The 19,678-nt window shown below is 65.3% G+C and carries 23 protein-coding genes; 3 read left to right on the top strand and 20 right to left on the bottom strand.

All coding sequences use genetic code 11. The features are described 5' to 3' along the window. Nucleotides 1-83 precede the first annotated feature (83 nt). The 4 genes from hemC to JGU72_RS24630 all read right to left on the bottom strand — a co-directional run bounded on the left by hemC (nt 84) and on the right by JGU72_RS24630 (nt 3,671). Nucleotides 84-1,040, bottom strand: a complete 957-nt coding sequence (gene hemC / locus JGU72_RS24645) for a hydroxymethylbilane synthase (protein WP_199686904.1) — start codon at nt 1,038-1,040, stop codon at nt 84-86. Nucleotides 1,041-1,063: 23 nt separating this feature from the next. Beyond that, the gene (locus tag JGU72_RS24640; protein ID WP_199686746.1) at nt 1,064-2,479 is read right to left on the bottom strand and encodes a glutamyl-tRNA reductase; all 1,416 of its coding nucleotides are present in this window, start codon (nt 2,477-2,479) and stop codon (nt 1,064-1,066) included. Next, a complete protein-coding gene (locus JGU72_RS24635) occupies nt 2,476-3,192 on the bottom strand; it encodes a redox-sensing transcriptional repressor Rex (protein WP_199686745.1) in 717 nt (238 codons plus the stop codon). The genes JGU72_RS24640 and JGU72_RS24635 overlap by 4 nt, the downstream gene beginning before the upstream one ends. 218 nt (nt 3,193-3,410) lie before the next feature. Continuing rightward, complete coding sequence (locus tag JGU72_RS24630) at nt 3,411-3,671, bottom strand: glutaredoxin family protein (protein ID WP_199686744.1); 261 nt, start codon at nt 3,669-3,671, stop codon at nt 3,411-3,413. A gap of 91 nt (nt 3,672-3,762) precedes the next feature. Between JGU72_RS24630 and JGU72_RS24625 the strand changes: the two genes are divergently transcribed. Then, a complete protein-coding gene (locus JGU72_RS24625) occupies nt 3,763-4,758 on the top strand; it encodes an HAD family hydrolase (RefSeq protein WP_199686743.1) in 996 nt (331 codons plus the stop codon). Here the strand turns inward: JGU72_RS24625 and JGU72_RS24620 are convergent, their stop codons facing one another. From JGU72_RS24620 to JGU72_RS24590, 7 genes are all read right to left on the bottom strand, one after another. Next, nucleotides 4,759-5,772 carry a lysophospholipid acyltransferase family protein gene (locus tag JGU72_RS24620; RefSeq protein ID WP_199686742.1) on the bottom strand — a complete coding sequence of 338 codons (1,014 nt, stop codon included), beginning with the start codon at nt 5,770-5,772 and terminating at the stop codon, nt 4,759-4,761. Beyond that, nucleotides 5,769-6,842 carry an NAD-dependent epimerase/dehydratase family protein gene (locus tag JGU72_RS24615; RefSeq protein WP_307828591.1) on the bottom strand — a complete coding sequence of 358 codons (1,074 nt, stop codon included), beginning with the start codon at nt 6,840-6,842 and terminating at the stop codon, nt 5,769-5,771. The genes JGU72_RS24620 and JGU72_RS24615 overlap by 4 nt, the downstream gene beginning before the upstream one ends. A gap of 194 nt (nt 6,843-7,036) precedes the next feature. Continuing rightward, nucleotides 7,037-7,138 carry a 30S ribosomal protein bS22 gene (locus JGU72_RS24610; protein WP_003402602.1) on the bottom strand — a complete coding sequence of 34 codons (102 nt, stop codon included), beginning with the start codon at nt 7,136-7,138 and terminating at the stop codon, nt 7,037-7,039. 149 nt (nt 7,139-7,287) lie between these two features. After that, complete coding sequence (locus JGU72_RS24605; RefSeq protein WP_199686741.1) at nt 7,288-7,530, bottom strand: helix-turn-helix domain-containing protein; 243 nt, start codon at nt 7,528-7,530, stop codon at nt 7,288-7,290. Between the two features lie 124 nt (nt 7,531-7,654). Beyond that, the gene (proC, locus tag JGU72_RS24600; RefSeq protein WP_199686740.1) at nt 7,655-8,470 is read right to left on the bottom strand and encodes a pyrroline-5-carboxylate reductase; all 816 of its coding nucleotides are present in this window, start codon (nt 8,468-8,470) and stop codon (nt 7,655-7,657) included. Nucleotides 8,471-8,490: 20 nt separating this feature from the next. Next, the gene (locus tag JGU72_RS24595; RefSeq protein WP_199686739.1) at nt 8,491-9,366 is read right to left on the bottom strand and encodes a thioesterase family protein; all 876 of its coding nucleotides are present in this window, start codon (nt 9,364-9,366) and stop codon (nt 8,491-8,493) included. After that, nucleotides 9,363-9,986 (bottom strand): MerR family transcriptional regulator, encoded by a 624-nt coding sequence (locus tag JGU72_RS24590; RefSeq protein WP_199686738.1) that lies wholly within the window; start codon nt 9,984-9,986, stop codon nt 9,363-9,365. Before JGU72_RS24590 ends, JGU72_RS24595 begins: the two co-directional genes overlap by 4 nt. Before the next feature lie 83 nt (nt 9,987-10,069). On the opposite strand from JGU72_RS24590, the gene JGU72_RS24585 reads away from it, so the two are divergent. Further along, entirely contained in the window at nt 10,070-10,486 is a 417-nt protein-coding gene (locus JGU72_RS24585; protein WP_199686737.1) for a hypothetical protein, read from the top strand. Here the strand turns inward: JGU72_RS24585 and JGU72_RS24580 are convergent. Genes JGU72_RS24580 through JGU72_RS24570 form a run of 3 tightly spaced genes read right to left on the bottom strand, consistent with a single transcriptional unit; the run spans nt 10,445 to nt 13,213 of the window. Continuing rightward, nucleotides 10,445-11,359, bottom strand: a complete 915-nt coding sequence (locus JGU72_RS24580; protein WP_199686736.1) for a sugar phosphate isomerase/epimerase family protein — start codon at nt 11,357-11,359, stop codon at nt 10,445-10,447. The genes JGU72_RS24585 and JGU72_RS24580 overlap by 42 nt on opposite strands. Before the next feature lie 10 nt (nt 11,360-11,369). After that, nucleotides 11,370-12,263 (bottom strand): hypothetical protein, encoded by an 894-nt coding sequence (locus JGU72_RS24575; RefSeq protein ID WP_199686735.1) that lies wholly within the window; start codon nt 12,261-12,263, stop codon nt 11,370-11,372. After that, nucleotides 12,260-13,213, bottom strand: a complete 954-nt coding sequence (locus JGU72_RS24570) for a Ppx/GppA family phosphatase (protein WP_199686734.1) — start codon at nt 13,211-13,213, stop codon at nt 12,260-12,262. Before JGU72_RS24570 ends, JGU72_RS24575 begins: the two co-directional genes overlap by 4 nt. Before the next feature lie 66 nt (nt 13,214-13,279). On the opposite strand from JGU72_RS24570, the gene JGU72_RS24565 reads away from it, so the two are divergent. Next, nucleotides 13,280-14,056, top strand: a complete 777-nt coding sequence (locus JGU72_RS24565) for a hypothetical protein (RefSeq protein WP_199686902.1) — start codon at nt 13,280-13,282, stop codon at nt 14,054-14,056. Between the two features lie 21 nt (nt 14,057-14,077). Here JGU72_RS24565 and JGU72_RS24560 read toward each other — a convergent pair whose 3' ends face one another. From JGU72_RS24560 to JGU72_RS24535, 6 genes are all read right to left on the bottom strand, one after another. Next, nucleotides 14,078-14,767, bottom strand: coding sequence for a response regulator transcription factor (locus tag JGU72_RS24560; RefSeq protein ID WP_199686733.1), 690 nt, complete (start codon nt 14,765-14,767; stop codon nt 14,078-14,080). A 73-nt stretch (nt 14,768-14,840) separates the two neighbouring features. Continuing rightward, nucleotides 14,841-16,073: a sensor histidine kinase gene (locus JGU72_RS24555; protein ID WP_199686732.1), complete on the bottom strand. Its 1,233-nt coding sequence runs from the start codon at nt 16,071-16,073 to the stop codon at nt 14,841-14,843. Nucleotides 16,074-16,230: 157 nt separating this feature from the next. Next, entirely contained in the window at nt 16,231-16,971 is a 741-nt protein-coding gene (locus JGU72_RS24550) for a phosphoglyceromutase (protein ID WP_199686731.1), read from the bottom strand. Nucleotides 16,972-16,976: 5 nt separating this feature from the next. Next, the gene (locus JGU72_RS24545; protein WP_199686730.1) at nt 16,977-17,495 is read right to left on the bottom strand and encodes a type III secretion system chaperone family protein; all 519 of its coding nucleotides are present in this window, start codon (nt 17,493-17,495) and stop codon (nt 16,977-16,979) included. Further along, complete coding sequence (gene mshA, locus JGU72_RS24540; protein ID WP_199686901.1) at nt 17,492-18,856, bottom strand: D-inositol-3-phosphate glycosyltransferase; 1,365 nt, start codon at nt 18,854-18,856, stop codon at nt 17,492-17,494. The genes JGU72_RS24545 and mshA overlap by 4 nt, the downstream gene beginning before the upstream one ends. Next, on the bottom strand, nt 18,853-19,641 hold the full coding sequence (locus tag JGU72_RS24535) for an alpha/beta fold hydrolase (protein WP_199686729.1): 789 nt from the start codon (nt 19,639-19,641) through the stop codon (nt 18,853-18,855). Before JGU72_RS24535 ends, mshA begins: the two co-directional genes overlap by 4 nt. Between the last annotated feature and the right edge of the window lie 37 nt (nt 19,642-19,678).

Raw genomic sequence — 19,678 nt, 5'->3', positions numbered from 1 at the left:
TTGTTTCTCGAGCATTCTTCGGGATCGGGGGTCCGCCCACTGGGCGGTCCGGTTTAGCGCCGTCGGCTATTCGGGGCACCGGATCAGGCAACTCCCCCACCCCCGACCATCAGGTCACGTGCTCCCAGGTCCAGCAATTCCCGGGCCAGGGCCCGGCCCAACTGTTCGGCGTCGTCGGGTGCACCGACGATGGACGCGCGGATCGCATCGGACCCGTCGACGGCTGCGACGCACGCGCGCAGTGACAGCTCGTCGAAGATCCGACCGTCGTCGTCCAACGATTCGACTACCTCTGCCAGTGCACCGACGGGCGCGGTACAACCGGCTTCGAGCTCGGCAAGAACGGCGCGCTCTGCGACGACCGCAGCCCGCGTCGGCGCATCGTCGAGTGCCGACAGCGCGGCGACGAGGTCTGTGTCCGCGACTCGGCATTCGACCGCGAGCGCGCCCTGCGCAGGCGCAGGCAGCATCTGGACGGGTTCGAGCGCTTCGGTGACTGCGTCGAGGCGGCCGATCCGCGAAAGGCCCGCGCGAGCGACGACGACGGCATCGAGTTCGCCGTCGGCGACCTTCCGCAGTCGAGTGTCCAGGTTGCCGCGAAGCGGAACGAGCTCGAGCCCGAGGCCGAGTGCGAGCAGTTGCGCGATACGCCGCGGTGCGGACGTGCCGACCTTCGAGCCGGCGGGCAGTTCACCGAGGACGAGACCGTCGCGCGCGACGAGCGCGTCGCGCGGATCTTCCCGCTGCGGGATGGCGGCGATCTCGAATCGCTCGTCCGGCGCTGTGGGCAGGTCTTTGTACGAGTGCACGGCGATGTCGACAGCGTCTGCGGCGAGCTGATCGCGCAGGGCGGTCGTGAAGACGCCGACGCCGATCGTCGCGACGGGTTCGCTCGACTCGTCACCGGCGGTCTTGACGATGACCAACTCCGCGCTGTGCCCGGCGGCGATCAATGCGTCACGCACAGTCCCGGCCTGGGTGGTCGCGAGCAGGCTGCCACGCGTGCCGATACGCCACACGGGACGCTCCGAGACGGCCACGTCGGCGGTGTCGGGAGCAATACTCACAGAGCCCCCCGATCGAGACCGGAGATATCACCGAAGAGCTGTTCCCGGGCGATGGTGAAATCGTCGGCCAGCTCGACCGCGCTGATCTCCATCGGCGTCGCAACTGCTTGGGCCGCACCGGGTTTCAGTTCGAAGAGTTCACGCAGGGCTTCCGCGTAGGTATCGCCACCGGGCGACGAGGCCAGCTGCTTGATGCGGACCGTCGGCGCGTGCAGCAACTTGTCGACGACGCGGCGCACGGTCCGTGCGACCTCGTCACGCTGCGGATTGTCCAGGCCCGGCAGGCGCGTCTCGAGCCGCATGAGTTCGGCCTCGACGACCTCCGCCGCGCGCTGGCGCAGCGCGGTGACAGTCGGTGTGACCTCCGCGAGGCGCTGGCTGGCGAGGTACTGCGCGAGCTCACCGGCGACGATCTCGCGCGCTGCCTCCGCATCCGCCGCAGCAGCGCCGGCAGCAGGATCGTGCTGCAGCGTCTCCATGTCGATGACGAAGATTCCCGGCAGACCCGCTACCGCGTGCTCGACATCGCGCGGCAGACCGAGGTCACAGATCACCATCAGGCGGTCGGCACAGTCACGCTTTGCCAGCGCGCGATGCGCATCGGCGAGCGTCACAACCGCACCGACCGCGCCGGTACAGGTGATCAGCACGTCGGCGTTCGACATCGCTTCGGTCAGGTGGTCGAGCGCGACGGCGCGGGCGGTAACGCCCTGCGCACTTGCCGTGTCCGCGAGCCGCTGGCCACGGTCCTGTGTGCGGTTGACGACCACGATCTCGCCGATGCCCGCGCGAATCAGGTGGGCGACCGCCAGGCCGCCCATGGCACCGGCACCGACGACGACACCGGTCCGACCGACAAGGTCGCTACCACCGGTCACTGCCAGCTGCGCCGACGCGCGTTCGAGCGCGACCGAAACGACCGACGCACCCGCCGAATCGATACCGGTCTCCGAGTGCACTCGCTTACCGACGCGAAGCGCCTGCTGCGCGAGCTCGTGCAGTACCCGTCCCGCCGCCTGCTGCGCATCCGAAGACGCGTACGCGGCGCGAATCTGACCGAGGACCTGCTGCTCGCCGATCACCATCGAATCGAGGCCGCTCGCCACTGCGAACAGATGTTCCGCCGCGGCCTCGCTGTAACGCACATAAGCGTGCTTGGTGAGGTCCGCGAGCGGCATGCCCGAATGCTTGGCCAGCAGTTCGCCGACCTCCGCAAGTGCACCGTGGAAGGCGTCGACCACCGCGTAGATCTCCACGCGGTTGCAGGTCGAAACGATCATGACCTCCGAGATGTGGCTCGAGGCCAGCATCTTCTCCGTCATCTTCGGCCGGTCCGTGTCGGTGATCGCGACGCGCTCCAGCACTGCGACGGGGGCGCTCCGATGCGAGATCCCGACGAGCAGAACACTCATTGCGATACCACCGATCCCTCACTCAGGCCGCGGCGATGCGCGAGGCGCGAAGCCCCCATGCTCGCTGCCAGCCCATTCCGGGTATTGCTGAAAGACAACATCTGCATCTCGACCGCCAGGTCGACCCTGCGAACCTCGACGTGGCCGGGCACATCCAACGCGAGCGGTGAGAAGCTGAGCACGCAACGCACACCCGCTTCGACCAATCGATCGCAGGTGAGCTGTGCGGCTTCGTCGGGAACCGCGACGACGGCGATTGTCGGTTCGAGTTCGACGCACGCGGGCATGAGGTCTGCGACGTCGCGGACCGGCAGCTCACCGACGGAGGTACCGATCAGTTCAGGAGCAGTGTCGAAGAGGCCGACCATCGTGAAGCCGCGCCGGGCGAAACCGCCGTATCCCGCGAGCGCGCGGCCGAGGTTGCCGACACCGACGAGGATCACGCGGTGGCCCTGCTCGAGGCCGAGCGCGCGTTCGATCCGCGAGCGCAGCCGAGCAACGTCGTAGCCGACGCCGCGAACACCGTTGGGTCCCAGAAAAGAGAGATCTTTACGTAACTTCGCCGAGCCGACACCCGCTGCGGCAGCCAGTTCCTCACTCGATACGATGAGGGTTCCAGCGTCGACCATGACGCCGAGCACACGAAGGTAGGTCGCGAGCCGGGACACAGTCGCCGGCGGTATGTCCTTGCTGTCGTGCAGTGCTCCAGACATGCCACGAGTCCGAGGCGTCTGGTGCTCTTCTGTCACGTTTGTAGCTCCTCGTCCGGGAGGTTTTTCGCCGGAGACAACGCTGATCCGGGGAATCGTTCACACCACGGTAACTGCTTGTGAAGCCATTCCCAAAGTCGGCGGATTTCCTGCCGATCTACATTCCCACCTGCAAGGGCGCTCGCGGACCGGATTCGCGACGCAAGATTGCGCAGATACCGTCAGCTGCGAAGGTCGCTTCGCAAGCGCGGTTCGTCGACTTCCCAATAGCTGTGCTCTGCACCGTCGAGCAACACGACGGGAACACGATCGCCGTATTCTGCGCGCAATTGCGGCTTTACCTGTGCAATTGCATCGATGTCGATGCTCTCGACCGCGATCCCGAAGTCGTCGCAAATCGCCTGCAAAGTCACCGCTGCCTTGTCGCAAAGGCTGCAACCAGCACGGGTCAGAAGAACGACGGAATGTGTGGCCGGACTCATGGCGATCACTCTGCCATCACCGTCTGTGAACCGGGCTACTGTTGTCTTGGGTTGCTAACGGGAGGTGCGAGTGCCGGGGCATACGGGGCCAATGGCCACGCTGTTACGTGTGACTGTGTTCGGGGTGTCGGTGGTCGGCGTGTTCGACGGTGGCCGGCGCCGCAACCGCAACCCGCTGGGTCCTACCGAGGCCGAGGTGCGCGCGAACCTCGCCGGTGAGGCGAGTGCGGACGCCGCCCTTGCGCTGCACGAACTCGAGAGCAGTATCACACCTGCCGAGCCCGCAGCCGATGAGACCGCAGTCCCCCGCGACCTCACAGCGGCAGCCTTCTTCGACGTCGACAACACGATGGTGCAGGGCGCGTCGATCGTGCACTTCGCCCGCGGACTTGCGGCGCGCAAATACCTCAACACCGCAGACCTCGTGGACTTCGCGTGGAAGCAGGTCAAGTTCCGTGTGACCGGCAAGGAGAGCAGCACCGACGTGGCGAGCGGCCGCGAGAAGGCGCTGTCGTTCATCCGGGGCAGGTCCACCGCGGAGCTTGCCCGGCTCGGCGAGGAGATCTACGACGAGATCATCGCCGACAAGATCTGGCCTGGCACGCGCGCGCTGGCGCAGATGCATCTCGACGCGGGCCAGCAGGTCTGGCTCGTCACCGCCACACCGGTCGAACTCGCGCAGGTGATCGCCAAACGACTCGGCCTCACGGGTGCTCTCGGCACAGTTGCCGAAAGCGAGAACGGACTCTTCACCGGTCGGCTCGTTGGCGACATTCTGCACGGCCTCGGCAAGGCCCACGCGGTCCGCACGCTGGCGATCAGGGAAGGCCTGAACCTCAAGCGCTGTACCGCGTATTCCGACAGCCACAACGACGTACCGATGCTTTCGCTGTGCGGCACCGCGGTCGCCATCAACCCTGATTCGGACCTGCGCGAACTGGCCAAGAATCGCGGTTGGGAAATCCGTGACTTCCGGACCGCACGCAAGGCCGCCAAGGTCGGCGTGCCGACCGCCCTGGTCCTCGGTGCCGCCGGCGGCGCACTTGCCGCCGTGATCACACGGCGGAAAGTACCGATCGCGAGCTGATCAGCCCAGGAAGACGCTGCGGCGCTTTGCCAATTGGCGGTAGAGCGTCTGCTGGATCGTCTCCCGCACCTGGTCGGTGACCTCGAAGGTCACCATCGGGTCGTCAGCGTCGGACGGGTCGTAGGAGTCGGTCGGGATCGGCTCGCCGAACTCGATGTACCACTTCGACGGCATCGGGATCATGCCCAGCGGACCAAGGTGCGGGAACAGCGGGGTGACCGGGAAGTAGGGCAGCCCCAGCAAGCGCGCCAACGGCGCGAGATCGCCGAGCTTCGGGTACGTCTCCTCGGATCCGACGATCGAGCACGGGATGATCGGCGCACCGGTCTTGATGGCGGCCGACACGAAGCCACCACGGCCGAACCGCTGCAGCTTGTAGCGCTCGCTGTAGGGCTTGCCGACACCCTTGAAGCCTTCTGGAAAGACGCCGGTCAATTCGCCGCTGCGGAGCAGACGCTCGGCGTCTGCGGTGCATGCCAGCGTGTGCCCGGCCTTGCGGGCGATCGTGCCTACGACAGGCGTCTCGAAGATGAGGTCCGCCGCGAGGAGGCGCAGCGCGCGGTGCACGGGATGGTTGTCGTGCACCGCGACAGACATCATCAGGCCGTCGAGCGGAACGACACCGGCATGGTTCGCCACGACGAGGCCGGCGCCACGCACCGGCAGGTTCTCGATGCCGCGCACCTCGACCCGGAACCAGGCGTCGTAGATGGGCCGGACGACCGGCAGCAGCACCGATTCGAGCCAGTGCTGATCGAAGCCGAACTCGTCGACGTGGTAGTCACCGGTGATGCGGCGGCGCAGGAAATCAGCGGTGCCCGTGATGGTCCGCGTCAGTCTGCGGCGCGCGGCCTCGCCGAGCGTCTGCGGCGGATTCGCCTCTTCGATGCGCTCGGTGATGGACGTGACCTCGCGCAGGACGTCCACACGTTCGAGCGAACTGCGTCGACGCGCGCGCGGTGGCGACTCGGCTGCGTCGGTACGCAGCTGAATTACTTTTGCTACTTCGTTCATCGCTGTGCTCCCACGGGAGCTCCTACGAGCTCCAAAAGTTTGTCCTGAGCCGAATCGATCCATTCGGGTTTGATCACCGGTCGCAGCGATGCGCCCTTGACGAAGTCGTCGAACGCCTGGAGCGTCGTCCAGCGCGGTTCGAAACCCAACTCGGTCCGCATTCTGGTCGTATCCAGACCACAGCCGAAGTTGAAGTAGTCGAGCTGTTCTTTCGAGAACTCGCGCATGATCGGACCCATCAATGCGCGCCCGGCACTCTTGAAGAGAAAGAACGGCATCGGTGCCTCGACACGTCCAGCCCTCCTGACCCCTTGCGACATCATGATCACGCCGTCACCTGCGACGTTGAAGGTACCTGCGGGTCCCGACACAGTTCCGTGTTCGAGCACCGCCAGCGCGTCTTCCTCGTGCAACAGCTGCATTCGGGCGTCGCGGCCGAGAATTGTGGGAACGACCGGCGACGCGAAGTACCGCGAGACCGCGGAGTTCAACCGTGGCCCGACGAGTGGGCTCAGCCGCAACGTCGACACCGCAATTTCGGGACGGCGCCGCCCCAGCCCGCGCGCGAAAGCTTCGACTTCGATGGTGTCGAGGGCAAAGCCGCCACGAGGTGGCTTGCGCGCACTCATCTGTTCGGAGAATTTGATCGGGTCCTTGGCACTGCAGCCGTAGACCGCGCTGGACGATTTGAGGACGACCTTGCGGACGCTCGGCGCCTTCTGGCAGGCCGCGAAGAGCTGCATCGCACCGAGGACGTTCTGGTCCTTCATTGCCGCGCGACTGCCGGCTTTGGGGGGGTGCGTCAGCATCGACGCATGCACGACCGTATCGACCAGGTTCGTCGAAATCACCTTGCTGATAAGGGGATTGCGAATATCGGCGCGAACGAATTCCGCCCGGCCCATCTTGCGGAGCAGGTCTTTGCTCGGCGACTTCATGTCGACGGCGATGACCCGGTCGATCGATGGGTTCTGCGCGAGTTTCGACACGAGATAGCCCGCAATGTAGCGGCTGGCTCCAGTGACAAGCACGACCTTGGGTGTGTGCACACCCCGTTCGTTCGTAGTCACTCATTCCCCTTGCTGTCGTTACCGCATAGAGCCTAGCCATTGGAATCCGGTGTCGACAGGTCTTAACCGAGTTCTAACGAAGAGTTAATGTGCGCGGTCCACATCATGAGAATCGTGTCCAAAAATTGGGCAGACGACCAACAAGCGCCGATGCCCGCTGCCGTGATCGGCAACGGGCATCGAAGTCACTCGGGCTACTTACCGAGTTTCCTACGCTGAACGCGTGTGCGACGAAGCAGCTTGCGGTGCTTCTTCTTCGACATGCGCTTGCGGCGCTTCTTGATCACTGAACCCATGGTGGGCAACCCTCACGTTCTCTGTTGGCCTGGCTGCGTACGCCGATCCGCGCACACGTGCTTACTGCTTAGCGCGGACTGAATCGACCGGCGCCACGACGAGAGTTCATCGTACCGGGGCATCGGTCGCGAAACGAAACCGAGGTGGATCAGCCGGCGTCGAAGTACGAGGTTTCCAAGTAGTCGTGCACCGCCTTAGCGTGCACGCGGAATGACCGACCGACACGCACTGCCGGAAGTTCACCACCGTGTACGAGTCGGTAGACCGTCATCTTGGAAACCCGCATAAGGCTTGCCACTTCTGCGACGGTCAAGAACTGCGTTGCGCCCAGACCCGATTGTCCGTCCGAAGACGAACCCGGGCCCTGCGGCGGCTTGTTTACAGGCGCCATTAAGTCACATACCTCCGGCACGTCTCGCGCCATCGGCTTCCCCACCGACGGAACAGACACGCACGTGCTGTATGGAGCTTAGCGGGACTAGTGGGGTTACTGCGACGGGTGTGGGGAAAAGATCTCAATCAGATTGCGCGCCCTGCTGGGCCGATCGGTCGCGCGCAGCGTGCATTGCCTCCATAAAGCCTGATCGGAGGCCGTTTCGCTCGAATTCTCGCAGAGCCGCCGCCGTTGTGCCAGCGGGCGAAGTTACCGCCGCCCGGAGGTCCTGCGGGCTCTCATCGGACCGGTCGAGCATCGCAGCGGACCCGATCAGGGTCTGAACAACCAATTCACCGGCCGTTTTCCGGGTCAATCCGAGGCTTACCGCGGCGTCGATCATGGCCTCGACGATCAGGAAGAAGTACGCCGGACCGGACCCGGATACCGCCGTCACGGCATCCATTTGATGCTCGGCGACAACGACGACCTTGCCGACCGAGCTCATCACGTCTCGCACCAGCGCCAGATGCGAATCCTTCGCATACCGGCCGGGCGCGATCACAGTCATGCCCTCGCCGACGAGCATCGGCGTGTTCGGCATCGCGCGAATGACCGGGAAGCCGGCGGGCAGCTTCGGCTCGAACTTGCTCGTCGGCACACCCGCTGCGAGCGACACGAGGAGTTGCTCGCGCTCGCTGTCGAGGTCGACGCTGGAGAGGTCGGCAAGCACCGAGTCCACATCGCTGGGCTTCACCGCGACGACGATGATGTCCGCACCCTCGGCCGCATCGGCGACCGTCGTGACCCGAATCCCGAACAGCCGCGCGAGTTCCTCCGCGCGTGCCGCCATCGGCTCGGCGACAACAAGATCCTTGGTTGCGGTCCCCGCCTCGAGCAGACCCGCGAGCAATGCCTCACCGATCTTGCCCCCACCGACTACTGCGATTCTCGTCATGGGTGGGGAGCGTAGCCGCCCTACCGGCGGGTGGGTGCCGCGGGAGCCAACGCGAGTTGACGGCTCTGGACGACGACCGCCCCGGTCGAATCGAGAATCAGGTGATCTTCGTCGAACATGCGTGAGCCGATGGATTTGCTGCTCGACAAGACCCGCAGCCAGCCCGGCGCAGGCCGGCGTTGCAGGTAGGTCGTGAGCTGAATTGTGGGCGCCCACCCGAACATTCCGAGATTGAATACCACCGGCGGACTGATGTCGCCGGTCATCATCGCGAACAGCGCAACGATGTCGGGATCGGCCTCGTCGTCGGCGAAGGGACGCACCCAGAGCCGCAGCGTCGGTTCGCCGATCTTGCCCTTGATGAAGGGCGCAGACGTCGGATCGAGCCGAAGCTCACACCCCTTGGCGATATTCACCACCTTGCCGAGTGGGCTGTCCCCGTCGTAGCGGAACGCGTCGTGCGGCGGTTCCGGTGGCATGTCGGTCAACGCCTCCAGCTGATGGACGGGTGGATCGATGTCGAGGTTGCCGAGTGTCACGACCGCGCGGACCGCTGTACGGCCGTTCTGGATCAGGTCCACGTCGGCGAGACAGATCTGGCGGCCCATCTTCCGCACCGCGACCGTCAGGGTGACCTCGCCCGGATCCGGCGCGCCCAGATAGTCGACGCTGACGGAGATCGGCTGCAGCGCCGCGGCGGGTCCGTCGCTTTCGCGCAGCTTCCTGCGTGCGGCGGCTGCGCACACGGCGAGCATGGCGCCGCCGTGGACCTTGCTGCCGATCGTCCAGATCGGATCTATGACGGCACCGTAGCCGCCGTCGAGGTCGGTAAGCGTGCACAGCGTCCGAAACGGCGCAGCGTCGTTCTTGGTCTCCACACTCAGCTCAGCGGTCACGAGGTTGGCGCCTTTCGGTTCGGATCGAGCATCTTCGACATCAGGTCCTGGTGGGCGAGCCGGCGCATCGCCGCGATGACCGGCTCGTAGATCGCCGTGCCGAGCACTGCGTACTCGATCGCACTTTCCGTCGACGGCGGGATCGGTGCCAGGTCGGCCTCTGCGATCCCGCGGATATGCCGACCGTACGCATCGATTCGTTCGCCGGTCATCGGCATGCCGATGCCCTCTGCAGCGGCGAGGGCGCTTTCCAGTTGCGCGACGGCAACGAACTGTGGGTCGTAGATCTGACCCAGCCGATCGAGAACCGACTTTGCGCGGGGAAATTCGGCCGCATTCGCGTCGACGTACGGGGGCAGCGCGGCGATCGCCGCGCCCAGGGTGTCGAAGAGCGAATCCTGCGGGTGATCGATCAACTGCAGCACAACGCGGATCTTGGGTATCGGCAGGCCCAACCCCGACAGGGCCTTGATCAGAACGAGCCTGTGCACGTGCCGCTCGCCGTACTCGGCTCGGGTCGCGCTCGTCGCGTCGCCAGCCATGAGCAGGCCCTCACGCAAGTAATACTTGACGGTCGCCAGCGGCACACCGGTCTGCGCGACCAGCTCGGACACCCGCACGTTAGCTCCCTTGACATTGGATACCTGCACTATCCATTATTGGAGAGTAGCACTATCCGATCGTATCTCTCGCAGGAGGCCTGATGTCGCCCTTCCTCTCCGTCGTACTCGGAGCGACTCTTCTCACCGTGGTCGGCATAGCCTTCGGCGGAACGTTCATGCTGCGCGTCGTGACCGGCAGTCAGCCCGCGAACGAACTGCAGAAGACGTTCTTCCGCGCCGGTCACGCACATGCGGGCGTGCTCGTCACGCTCGGTGTGGCAGTCGGACTGCTGACGAGCGCTGCCGGCGTCTCGGCCGCCTGGGCCGCCGCCGGGACCATCACGGTGCTGTCCGCCGCCATCTTCATACCGGCCGGATTCTTCCTGTCGGTCCTCGGCAGCGACCCACAACGTCCGAACAAGTCGGTCGCCATGATCTGGGTCGGCGCCGCAGCCCTGACAGCAGGGCTGGTGCTGTCAGGAGTTTCCGTCCTCGTCGCTGGCATCGGCGACCTGTGACATCGCGAGGTGGGTGTGCCCGTTCAGGTGAATACGCGCGAACGTCAGGGCCTGATGCAGCATCGAGGCCCGCTCGGCTGTGGTCCTGGCATTCTGCGTATTGATCTCGACGACCGCTTGCCCCTCGAAACCGCGCTTGACCAGGTAATCGCAGACTTCGACGCAGGGTTGGGTGCCATGGCCGGGAATCAGGTGCTCGTCGTACGCGGCGCCGCGACCGTCGGCGAGGTGCAGGTGCACCAGCCGACCTCCCATACGGGCCGCCAACGCCATGGCGTCCATCCCCGCGGTCGCGGTGTGCGAGAGGTCGAGCGTGTAGTGCTGATGATCGGAGTCGGTCGGGTCGTAGGACGGGCTGAACGCGGACAGTCCCAGCCCCGGACCGCCGCGGCGCTTGAGCCGTTCCACCGCGGCTTCACGGCGGCCGAAGAAGCTGTCCGCCCGCATCGGGAACATGTTCTCCACGGCGACGACGACGTCACTGCCGGCTTCGAGTTCCTCGACCTGAGCGGCGAACCCCTCGGCGTAACGCCGTTGCCACCGAAACGGCGGATGGACGACGACAGTGCCCGCGCCGAGCGCTTCGGCTGTGCGCACCGACCGCTCCAGCTTCGCGACCGGATCAGCACCCCAGACGCGCTGCGAGATCAACAGGCACGGCGCATGGACCGCCTGGACCGGTACCGCGTACTTGCGGACCAGCGCGCGGACTTCGTTGATGTCCTGGCTGACCGACTCCGCCCACACCATGAGTTCGACGCCGTCGTATCCGAGTTCGGCCGCGTATCTGAACGCCGCCTCTGTGTTCTGCGGATAGACGGACGCTGTGGACAAGCCCACGAGAACCTCGCGCCGCCGGGGCTGCCCAGTCATTGCACCTGCCTCAACTAGTACTCAACATGAACGCGAGCGGACCTAACGTCACGAACAAGCCCACCACAATTGCGATCACTGTGCTGAGCATGTCGTCGGTTTTGCGGAGTACGCGCACCACGGCAACGAGCCCGATGATCACGATGAACGACAAGGCCAGTGCCACCCAGGGCATCATGTCCCACAGCCGCTCGAAGCCCTTGAACATCAACGCACCAGCCACAATTGCGACGACCGCCTGAGCGCCGAGCGTCAACCACTGGTGTGCGGCGCTTCGTTCGGCCTTCGCCGCGTCCTTGTCCTTCGCTTTGCGCGACGACCGCGTCGCTCGCTCGGCAACAGGCGCTGTTGCAGGCGCCGGTGCAGCGGCCTGTTCAGCCGCCTTTTCAGCAGCCTCGTCGCGGTCCTGGGCGCCCTTGCGCATGAGATCACCGGCGACCGTCGAACCCGACAGGAGCTGCGGCTCGCGTTCGTTCGACGACCACGCCGCCGGCTGCTCGCGCTGCGGTTCCTTCGCAGGTTCGGCTAATGGTTCCGCCGCAGGTTCCGGCTTCGCTTCGACGGCCTCGGCCGCGGGCGCTTCGGGTTCCTTGATCTCCGGCTTCAGCACCGATGGCACGGGTTCTTCCGCCCGGCGATCCTTACGCTTCGGGGCCGGCTCGGCAACGACCTCGGGTTCTGCGACTTCGGCGATTGCGTGGCTCGTATCCCGAACGATCGGGATATCGCCCGTCAGCTCGGCAACCGAAATGCCGCCCGGCGATCCGCGTCGACGGCGACCTCCCGGCGGCGTTGCTGCCTTCTGCCCGTTCCGCGCCAACAATTCAGCGACGGATATCTGTCCTGTATCGGCTTCTGCGCCCTCGCCTGTCACAGTTCCCTTCCCGGTCTCGCGCCCCGTCATTCGACAGCCACCAAAAGCTCGTCGCTCGGCTCGGTATCAAGCTTGCGCAGAATCAATCCTTCACGAAGTGCCCACGGACAGATATCGATCGAATCCAGGGCAAGCGCACGCATACTGGCCTCCGCTATCAGCGCGCCTGCCACCAACTGTTGCGACCTGTCGACGCTGACGCCTTCCAATTCTGCACGGTCCGCCGACGTCATCCGGGATATGAACGCAATAAGTTGCCGCAGCCCGTTGCTGGTCAGCGTCCGCTTCACCCGCGGACCCGCCCCCGACGGCGCTGCACCCGTAAGCCGGGCCAATGATCGGAAGGTCTTGGACGTACCGACCGCGAGGTCCGGTGCGCCGGCTGCCCTCAGTTCCCTGACGGGCTCGACCAGTTCGGCATCCAGCCAGTCGCGCAGAACGTTGACGCGGCGCTTGCCGGGCGGATCGGCCTGCAGCCAGTCCCGCGTCAACCGGCCTGCGCCGAGTTGCAGTGAGAAAGCGACATCCGGGTCTTCGTCGCCGCCCGTGCTCAATTCGAGCGAGCCGCCGCCGATATCGAGATTCAGAATCCGCCCGGCGCTCCAGCCGTACCAGCGGCGCACGGCGAGGAAGGTGAGTCGCGCTTCGTCGGTACCCGCGAGCACCTGCAGGTCGACCCCCGTCTTGTCACGCAGCTTCGCAAGGACGGCCTCCGAGTTGTCCGCGTCACGGACCGCCGAGGTGGCAAATGCCATCAACTCGCCGCAGCCGGATGTCTTCGCGATGCTCGCGAACTCGTCGACCGTTGCGATGAGCCTGTCGGCGCCATCGCGGGTGATTCGGCCCTCGTCATCGAGGCTCTCGGAAAGGCGAAGGGTGGCCTTCGTGGAACTCATCGGCAGTGGGTGCCCACCACGATGCGCGTCCACCACAAGCAGGTGAACGGTGTTACTTCCGACGTCGAGTACCCCTAGGCGCACACAGCTACGGTACTGGGTCTACGGTCGGGCACTGTGACAGCAGGTGCAGGTCAGGGTTCACGCAAGATGACTCCCACGCCCGAGGTCGACCAGGACTTCCCGCGTGAGTGGATCGAGTTCCTGGATCCCGACAACGACGAACATCTCATCGCAGCCGACATGACCTGGCTGCTTTCGCGCTGGACCTGCGTCTTCGGCACACCCGCGTGTCAAGGAATCATCGCCGGCCGACCCGACGACGGCTGCTGCAGCCACGGCGCGTTTCTGTCCGACGACGAGGATCGCGCGAAGCTCGATCGCGCAGTGAAGATGCTCACACGCGACGACTGGCAGTTCATGGACAAGGGCCTCGGCAAAAAGGGCTACGTCGAGCAGGACGAACTCGAAGACGAACCCGCCGACAGGACGCGCCGCTACGACGGCGCGTGCATCTTCCTCAATCGCCCGGGGTTCGAGGGCGGACTCGGTTGCTCGCTGCACATCATGGCGATGCGGAAAGGCATCGAACCGCTCGAGGTGAAGCCAGAGGTGTGCTGGCAGTTGCCGATTCGGCGAACCCAGAACTGGGTCACCCGCCCCGACGGCGTCGACATTCTGCGCACCACGATTTCCGAGTACGACCGACGCGGTTGGGGCGAGGGGGGCGCCGACCTGAACTGGTACTGCAGCGGCTCACCCGACGCACACGTCGGCACCAGACCCGTCTGGCAGTCGTACGGGCCCGAACTCACCGAACTCATCGGCAAGGCCGCCTACAAGGAGCTCGCGCGCCTCTGCAAACGGCGTGAAGGCTTGGGGCTCATCGCTATTCACCCGGCGACAGTCCACGCCCAGCGGCACTGAGCACGCTACACCTCGAGGACGCTACGCCTCGAGCTTGTACCCCAGCCCGCGGACCGTCACGAGATGCTCCGGCTTGGCTGGATCCGCCTCGATCTTGGAGCGCAGGCGCTTGACGTGGACATCGAGCGTCTTGGTGTCGCCGACGTAGTCCGCGCCCCAGACCCGGTCGATCAGCTGACCGCGCGTCAGCACCCTGCCCGAATTACGCAGGAGGTACTCGAGGAGGTCGAACTCCTTGAGCGGCAACGTAACCTGCTGACCGCCGACCAGCACGATGTGCCGCTCGACGTCCATCCGCACCGGGCCCGCCTCGAGCACACCGGTATCGCTACCGCCGTCGAGGTCGTTGTCGGTACCGCGCCGCAGCACTGCCCTGATCCGCGCGATGAGTTCACGCGCGGAGTACGGCTTGGTGACGTAGTCGTCGGCACCCAGTTCGAGCCCGACGACCTTGTCGATCTCGCTGTCCCGCGCGGTCACCATGATGACCGGAACCCCGGACCTGGTCCGAAGCTGCTTGCACACATCGGTGCCGCTCATGCCGGGCAGCATCAGGTCGAGCAGGACGATGTCGGCACCGGACCGGTCGAATTCGGCGAGGGCCGACGGCCCGTCGGCGACGACCGTTACCTCGAAGCCTTCCTTCTTGAGCAGAAACGCCAGCGGATCTGCCAGCGACTCTTCGTCTTCCACGATCAAAACCGATGTCATTTCCCGGCTCCTCGTCGCTGCGGGCCGCGCTCGTTCCGCGCTGCGATGCTCACTACTACGTCGCCTTCGGAAGTCATCTGTTCGCCTCCGCACTCTTGTTCATCGTGTTACCGCGCGCTTGTGACATCACGTCTCTCTTCTCTACAGCTCGCACAGGTTCGTGCTCGTCGTGGTCTTCCTCGAGATGCGCTGGGATGCGCAGGGTGAACGTGGACCCGGTCCCGAGCTTGCTCCACAGCGTGATCTCGCCGTTGTGGTTGGCCGCTACATGTTTGGCGATCGCCAGTCCGAGGCCGGTGCCGCCGGTCGCGCGCGATCGCGCCTTGTCGACTCGGAAGAAGCGCTCGAACACGCGCTCCTGATCTTCCTTCGCGATGCCGATGCCACGGTCCGTGACGGCGATCGCAACTTTCCCGGCCCGGATCGACCGGCTGACCGACACGAAGGAACCCTTGGGCGAGTAGGCAATTGCGTTCTCGACAAGGTTCGACAGCGCGGTCACGAGGAGGGTCTGATCGCCCAGTACTTCGAGCCCACTCGGGTGATCGGTGTTGACCGTTATATCGGCGGCCTCGGCTGTGGTTCGCGACCGGTCCACCGCTTCGGCAACGACCTGATCGACATCGACGACGTCCAGGTCGGGCAACTTCTCCGCGCCCTGCAGTCGGGAGAGGGCAATGAGTTCGTTGACCATGCTGCCCAACCGAATGGATTCCGCGAGGACGCGCTGGCCGAAATGCCGGACCGAATCGGGGTCGTCGGCAGACTCCAGCAAAGCCTCGGCCAACAACCCCATTGCCCCGACCGGCGTCTTGAGTTCGTGGCTGACGTTCGCGACGAAGTCGCGGCGCGTCGCCTCCATGCGTACCTGCTCGGAGTCGTCGTCGGCGAAAAGCACCACGAAACTCGTCTCTTCCCGGCTCAGCATCCGAGCGACACAGCGGACCGCGATTCGCTCGCGTCCGGACCTGTTCTTCGTGCTCAGATCGGCTTCGGCGGGATTGCCGGTCTGCAGCACACGCTGCGCAGCGAGCCAGGCCCGTTCGTCGATCAACCGGTTCCGCACCATCCCGAGTTCTTCGGCACGGGGATTGAAGAGGACTACGTCGCGATGCTTGTCGACGACTGCGATGCCGCTCTCGGAGGCCAGCACGATGAGGTCCAGCACCTGCGACATCGTCAGTCCGGACTGCGCCTGCCGCTTCTCCGATTGTTTGCTGGAAAAACGCGGGGCGATGAGGGCTCCTGCAGCGACGCCGACGGCACCGACGACCAACGCCAGCAACACCGCTTGAACGACACTCACGACAGAATCGTACGTTCGATTGCGAGCCCACAAACGCAGGGTGCAGCCATTTTGGCCCAGGTCACATGGTTGATCGCCAATATTCGCCCCGCGTTCACCGGTTGTTGGCCAAGCTCAGGGCGAACGGGCCGACAACCGGTGAATTGCTCGGCGGCTGCTACTTCGCGCCCTGGTTGGCGACCGCGGCCGCGCCTGCCGCCGCGGCTTCCGGATCGAGGTAGGTGCCGCCCGGGTTCAGCGGCGTCAAGTTCTCGTCGAGGTCGTAGCGCAGCGGAATGCCGGTGGGGATGTTCAGACCCGCGATGTCGTCGTCGGAGATGCCGTCGAGATGCTTGACGAGCGCACGCAACGAGTTGCCGTGGGCGGCGACGAGAACGTTCTTCCCCGCGAGCAGGTCCTGCGAGATCGTCTCCTCCCAGTACGGGATCATGCGTGCGACGACATCCTTCAGGCACTCGGTCTCGGGGACCGGGATGCCGTCGTAGCGCGGGTCGCCGTCCTGTGCGTACTCCGTGCCGGGCTCGATCGGCGGTGGCGGCGTGTCGTAGCTGCGGCGCCACAGCATGAACTGCTCGTCGCCGTACTCGTCCCGGATCTGCGCCTTGTTGAGGCCCTGGAGCTTGCCGTAGTGGCGCTCGTTCAGACGCCAGTCGCGAACCACGGGAATCCAGTGCCGGTCCGCGGCATCGAGCGCGATGTTCGCCGTGTTGATCGCACGGCGCAGCACCGACGTGTAGACGATGTCGGGAAGGACGCCCTGGTCCTTCATGAGATTCCCGGCGCGCTTGCCCTCGCCGATTCCCTTGTCCGTGAGGTGGACGTCCACCCAGCCGGTGAACAGGTTCAGCGCGTTCCATTCGCTTTCGCCGTGGCGCAGCAACACAAGAGTGCCAGTCATGACCTTTATCCTGGCATGCCGTTGTTGTGCCCGTCTTGCGCATCGTCCACGAGGTGCTCGAAGGCTTTCAGATTCGCCAGCGACTCACCGCGCGACACGCGCCATTTCCATTCGCGGCGAATCGATTCCGCAAACCCGAGCTCGAGCAGCGTGTTGAAGTCACCGTCCGCCGCCTCGAGGACCTGGCCCAGTATGCGGTCGAGTTCCTCGGGCGTCACGGCGTGTGCCGCGACCCGCCCGACCAGGTAGATGTCGCCGATCCGGTCGATCGTGTACGCGACGCCGTACAGGCGCCGATTTCGCCGCAGCAGGTAGCGGTGCACTGCACCGTCGTTCTCGTCCGGCCGCCGGCACACGAACGCTTCGATGCGCAGCCCGTGATTCCCGAGCGTCAGCATGCAGGTCGTCTTGAGCTTCTTCTCGCCAGGCAGTTCGACGACGAACGTGTCTGCGCCAGGCCGGGAGAACTCGAGTTCCCGATCGCGCAGCGTTGTATCGACGACGTCGTTCAGGGTGTCCGTCATGTGCGCACTCCACGTCGCAGCTTCGTCAACCACGCCATGCGCGGCGCGGTGTCGGCCTTCGACGTGGTCTGCTGGCGGGCGGGTCCGTGATAGGTCTCGCTGGTTTTGGCGTAGCTCGCGAGCAGACCCTCGGCGGTCCGCTCCCAGGAAAAGTTCGATGCGTGCCGATGCGCGCGTTCCCCCATTCGCGTCAATTCCTCTCGATCGGCAAGTAGCCAGCCAATGGCTGCGGCCCAGTCGTCGGTCCGGTGGCCCTGCACCAGGAGCCCGGTCTCGCGATTCTTCACAGCGGTACCGAGGCCGCCGACATCGGCCGCGACAACCGGCGTTCCGCAGGCCTGCGCCTCGATCGCCACCAAGCCGAAGGACTCCGAATAGCTGGGTACCGCAACAAGATCGGACGCGCGGTAGATCTCGACAAGCTGCTCGGGCTGTTGTGGCGGCAGGAACGTTACGTGATCGGTGATTCCGAGCGATCGAGCCAGGTCGATCAGCGAATCCGGTCGTGCGAGCCCGGTACCCGACGGCCCGCCCACGACCAGCACACGCAACGTGCTGTTCGATTTCTTCGTCAGCAAATGGGCAGCGGCGCGCAACAGCACGTCCGGTGCCTTCAACGGCTGAATCCGGCCGACGAAGGTAACCACCGATTCGTCCGGCCTGATCCCGAAGCGTTTCCGCGCGGCGAGACGGTCACCGGGGCTGTACCGCGTCAGATCGGCACCGGGGGCGACCACATCGATCTTGTCGGGTGGTGCCGAGTATGTCTCGATCAGCTGCTTTGCTTCTTCGTCGGTATTCGCGATCAGGCGATCCGCTTCGACGACGACCTGCCGCTCGCCGATCTCACGGGCCGCGGGCTCCGGTGTATCGCCCTCGGCGAGCGCCGCGTTCTTGACCGCGGCCAGCGTGTGCGCAGTATGGACGAGCGGGACACCCCAGCGGTCGCGCGCGAGCCAGCCGACCTGCCCCGACAGCCAGTAGTGCGAGTGGATCATGTCGTAGTGACCGACCTCGTGGCGCGCTTCTTCGCGCAGCACCCCGGCGGCGAACGCACACAGCTGGGTCGGCAGGTCATGCTTGTCGAGTCCCTCGAACGGTCCGGCGACGACGTTTCGAACCAGAACGCCGGGCACAGCTTCGACCACCGCGGGATCCGTCGACGATGTCGCTCTCGTGAAGATCTCCACTTCGACGCCCCGGCGCGCCATTTGAATGGCGGTCTGGAGCACGTAGACATTCATGCCACCCGCGTCGCCGGTGCCTGGTTGCGCAAGTGGTGAGGTGTGTACCGAAAGCACCGCAACTCGCTTGCACCGGCTGCTTGGCAACGAACTCACCACTCCATAGTGCACTGTCAGTGGAATCGCTGAACCAACGAGTCGACGAACCCGGTGACATCGGCGACGAACCGCGCTGGATCTTCGACGAACGGCGCATGTTTGGCGCCGTCCCAGACCGATATCCGCGCGTTCGGAATCGTCGCTGCGGCGTACTCCCCCGCACTGATCTCGACGACGGGGTCGGCCGTTCCATGCACTACCAGGACCGGCACGTCGAGACTCCGAAGCAGGTCGTCGTTGCCCGCCGTCCGGTCGAACAGGGCTTGGCGAACCCGCGGCGGCGTGCTCAAACTGATCCCGAAGAGCAACTGGGCGGTCGCACCCTTGTCGGTGGCCGAACCCGTGTTCGCGTCGCCGAACTTCATGAATCCGCGCAGCGCGTGGCCCGGTTTCTCCGAGTAGACGTCGGGTATTGCCGCGCGCATGGCTGAGCCGACCCGACCGCCCGATCGACCACGTCCGATGGCCGTGATCGCACTGACGAGAACGATCCCAGCGACCGCGGACGTGCCGCGGCGGGCAAGGTAGTCGGAGACGACGAGGCCGCCGTAGGACCAACCGAGAAGCACCGCGCCGGTCGTGATCTGCTCGGCGGCCAGGACTGCGGCGACATCGGACGCCCAGTTCTCCGGGTCGTCGTAACCCGCCTCCGGAGCGCCCGAGTAGCCATGCCCCCGCAGGTCGACCGTGATGACGCGATAGCGGTCCGTGAGCGGGCCGACGACGTCGTCGCCCCAGCACCGCATCGATGCCGCCCACCCGTGCAGGAGCACGATGGGCCGGCCGTCGACGGGACCGCTCACGTGATAGACGATGGGTGTCCCGTCACCGGACAGGACC

The organism is Antrihabitans auranticaus, from assembly GCF_016481275.1.
Taxonomy (GTDB): domain Bacteria; phylum Actinomycetota; class Actinomycetes; order Mycobacteriales; family Mycobacteriaceae; genus Antrihabitans.
Note: the sequence above shows the minus strand (reverse complement) of the source record. Positions and strands in the feature narration are given on the sequence as shown.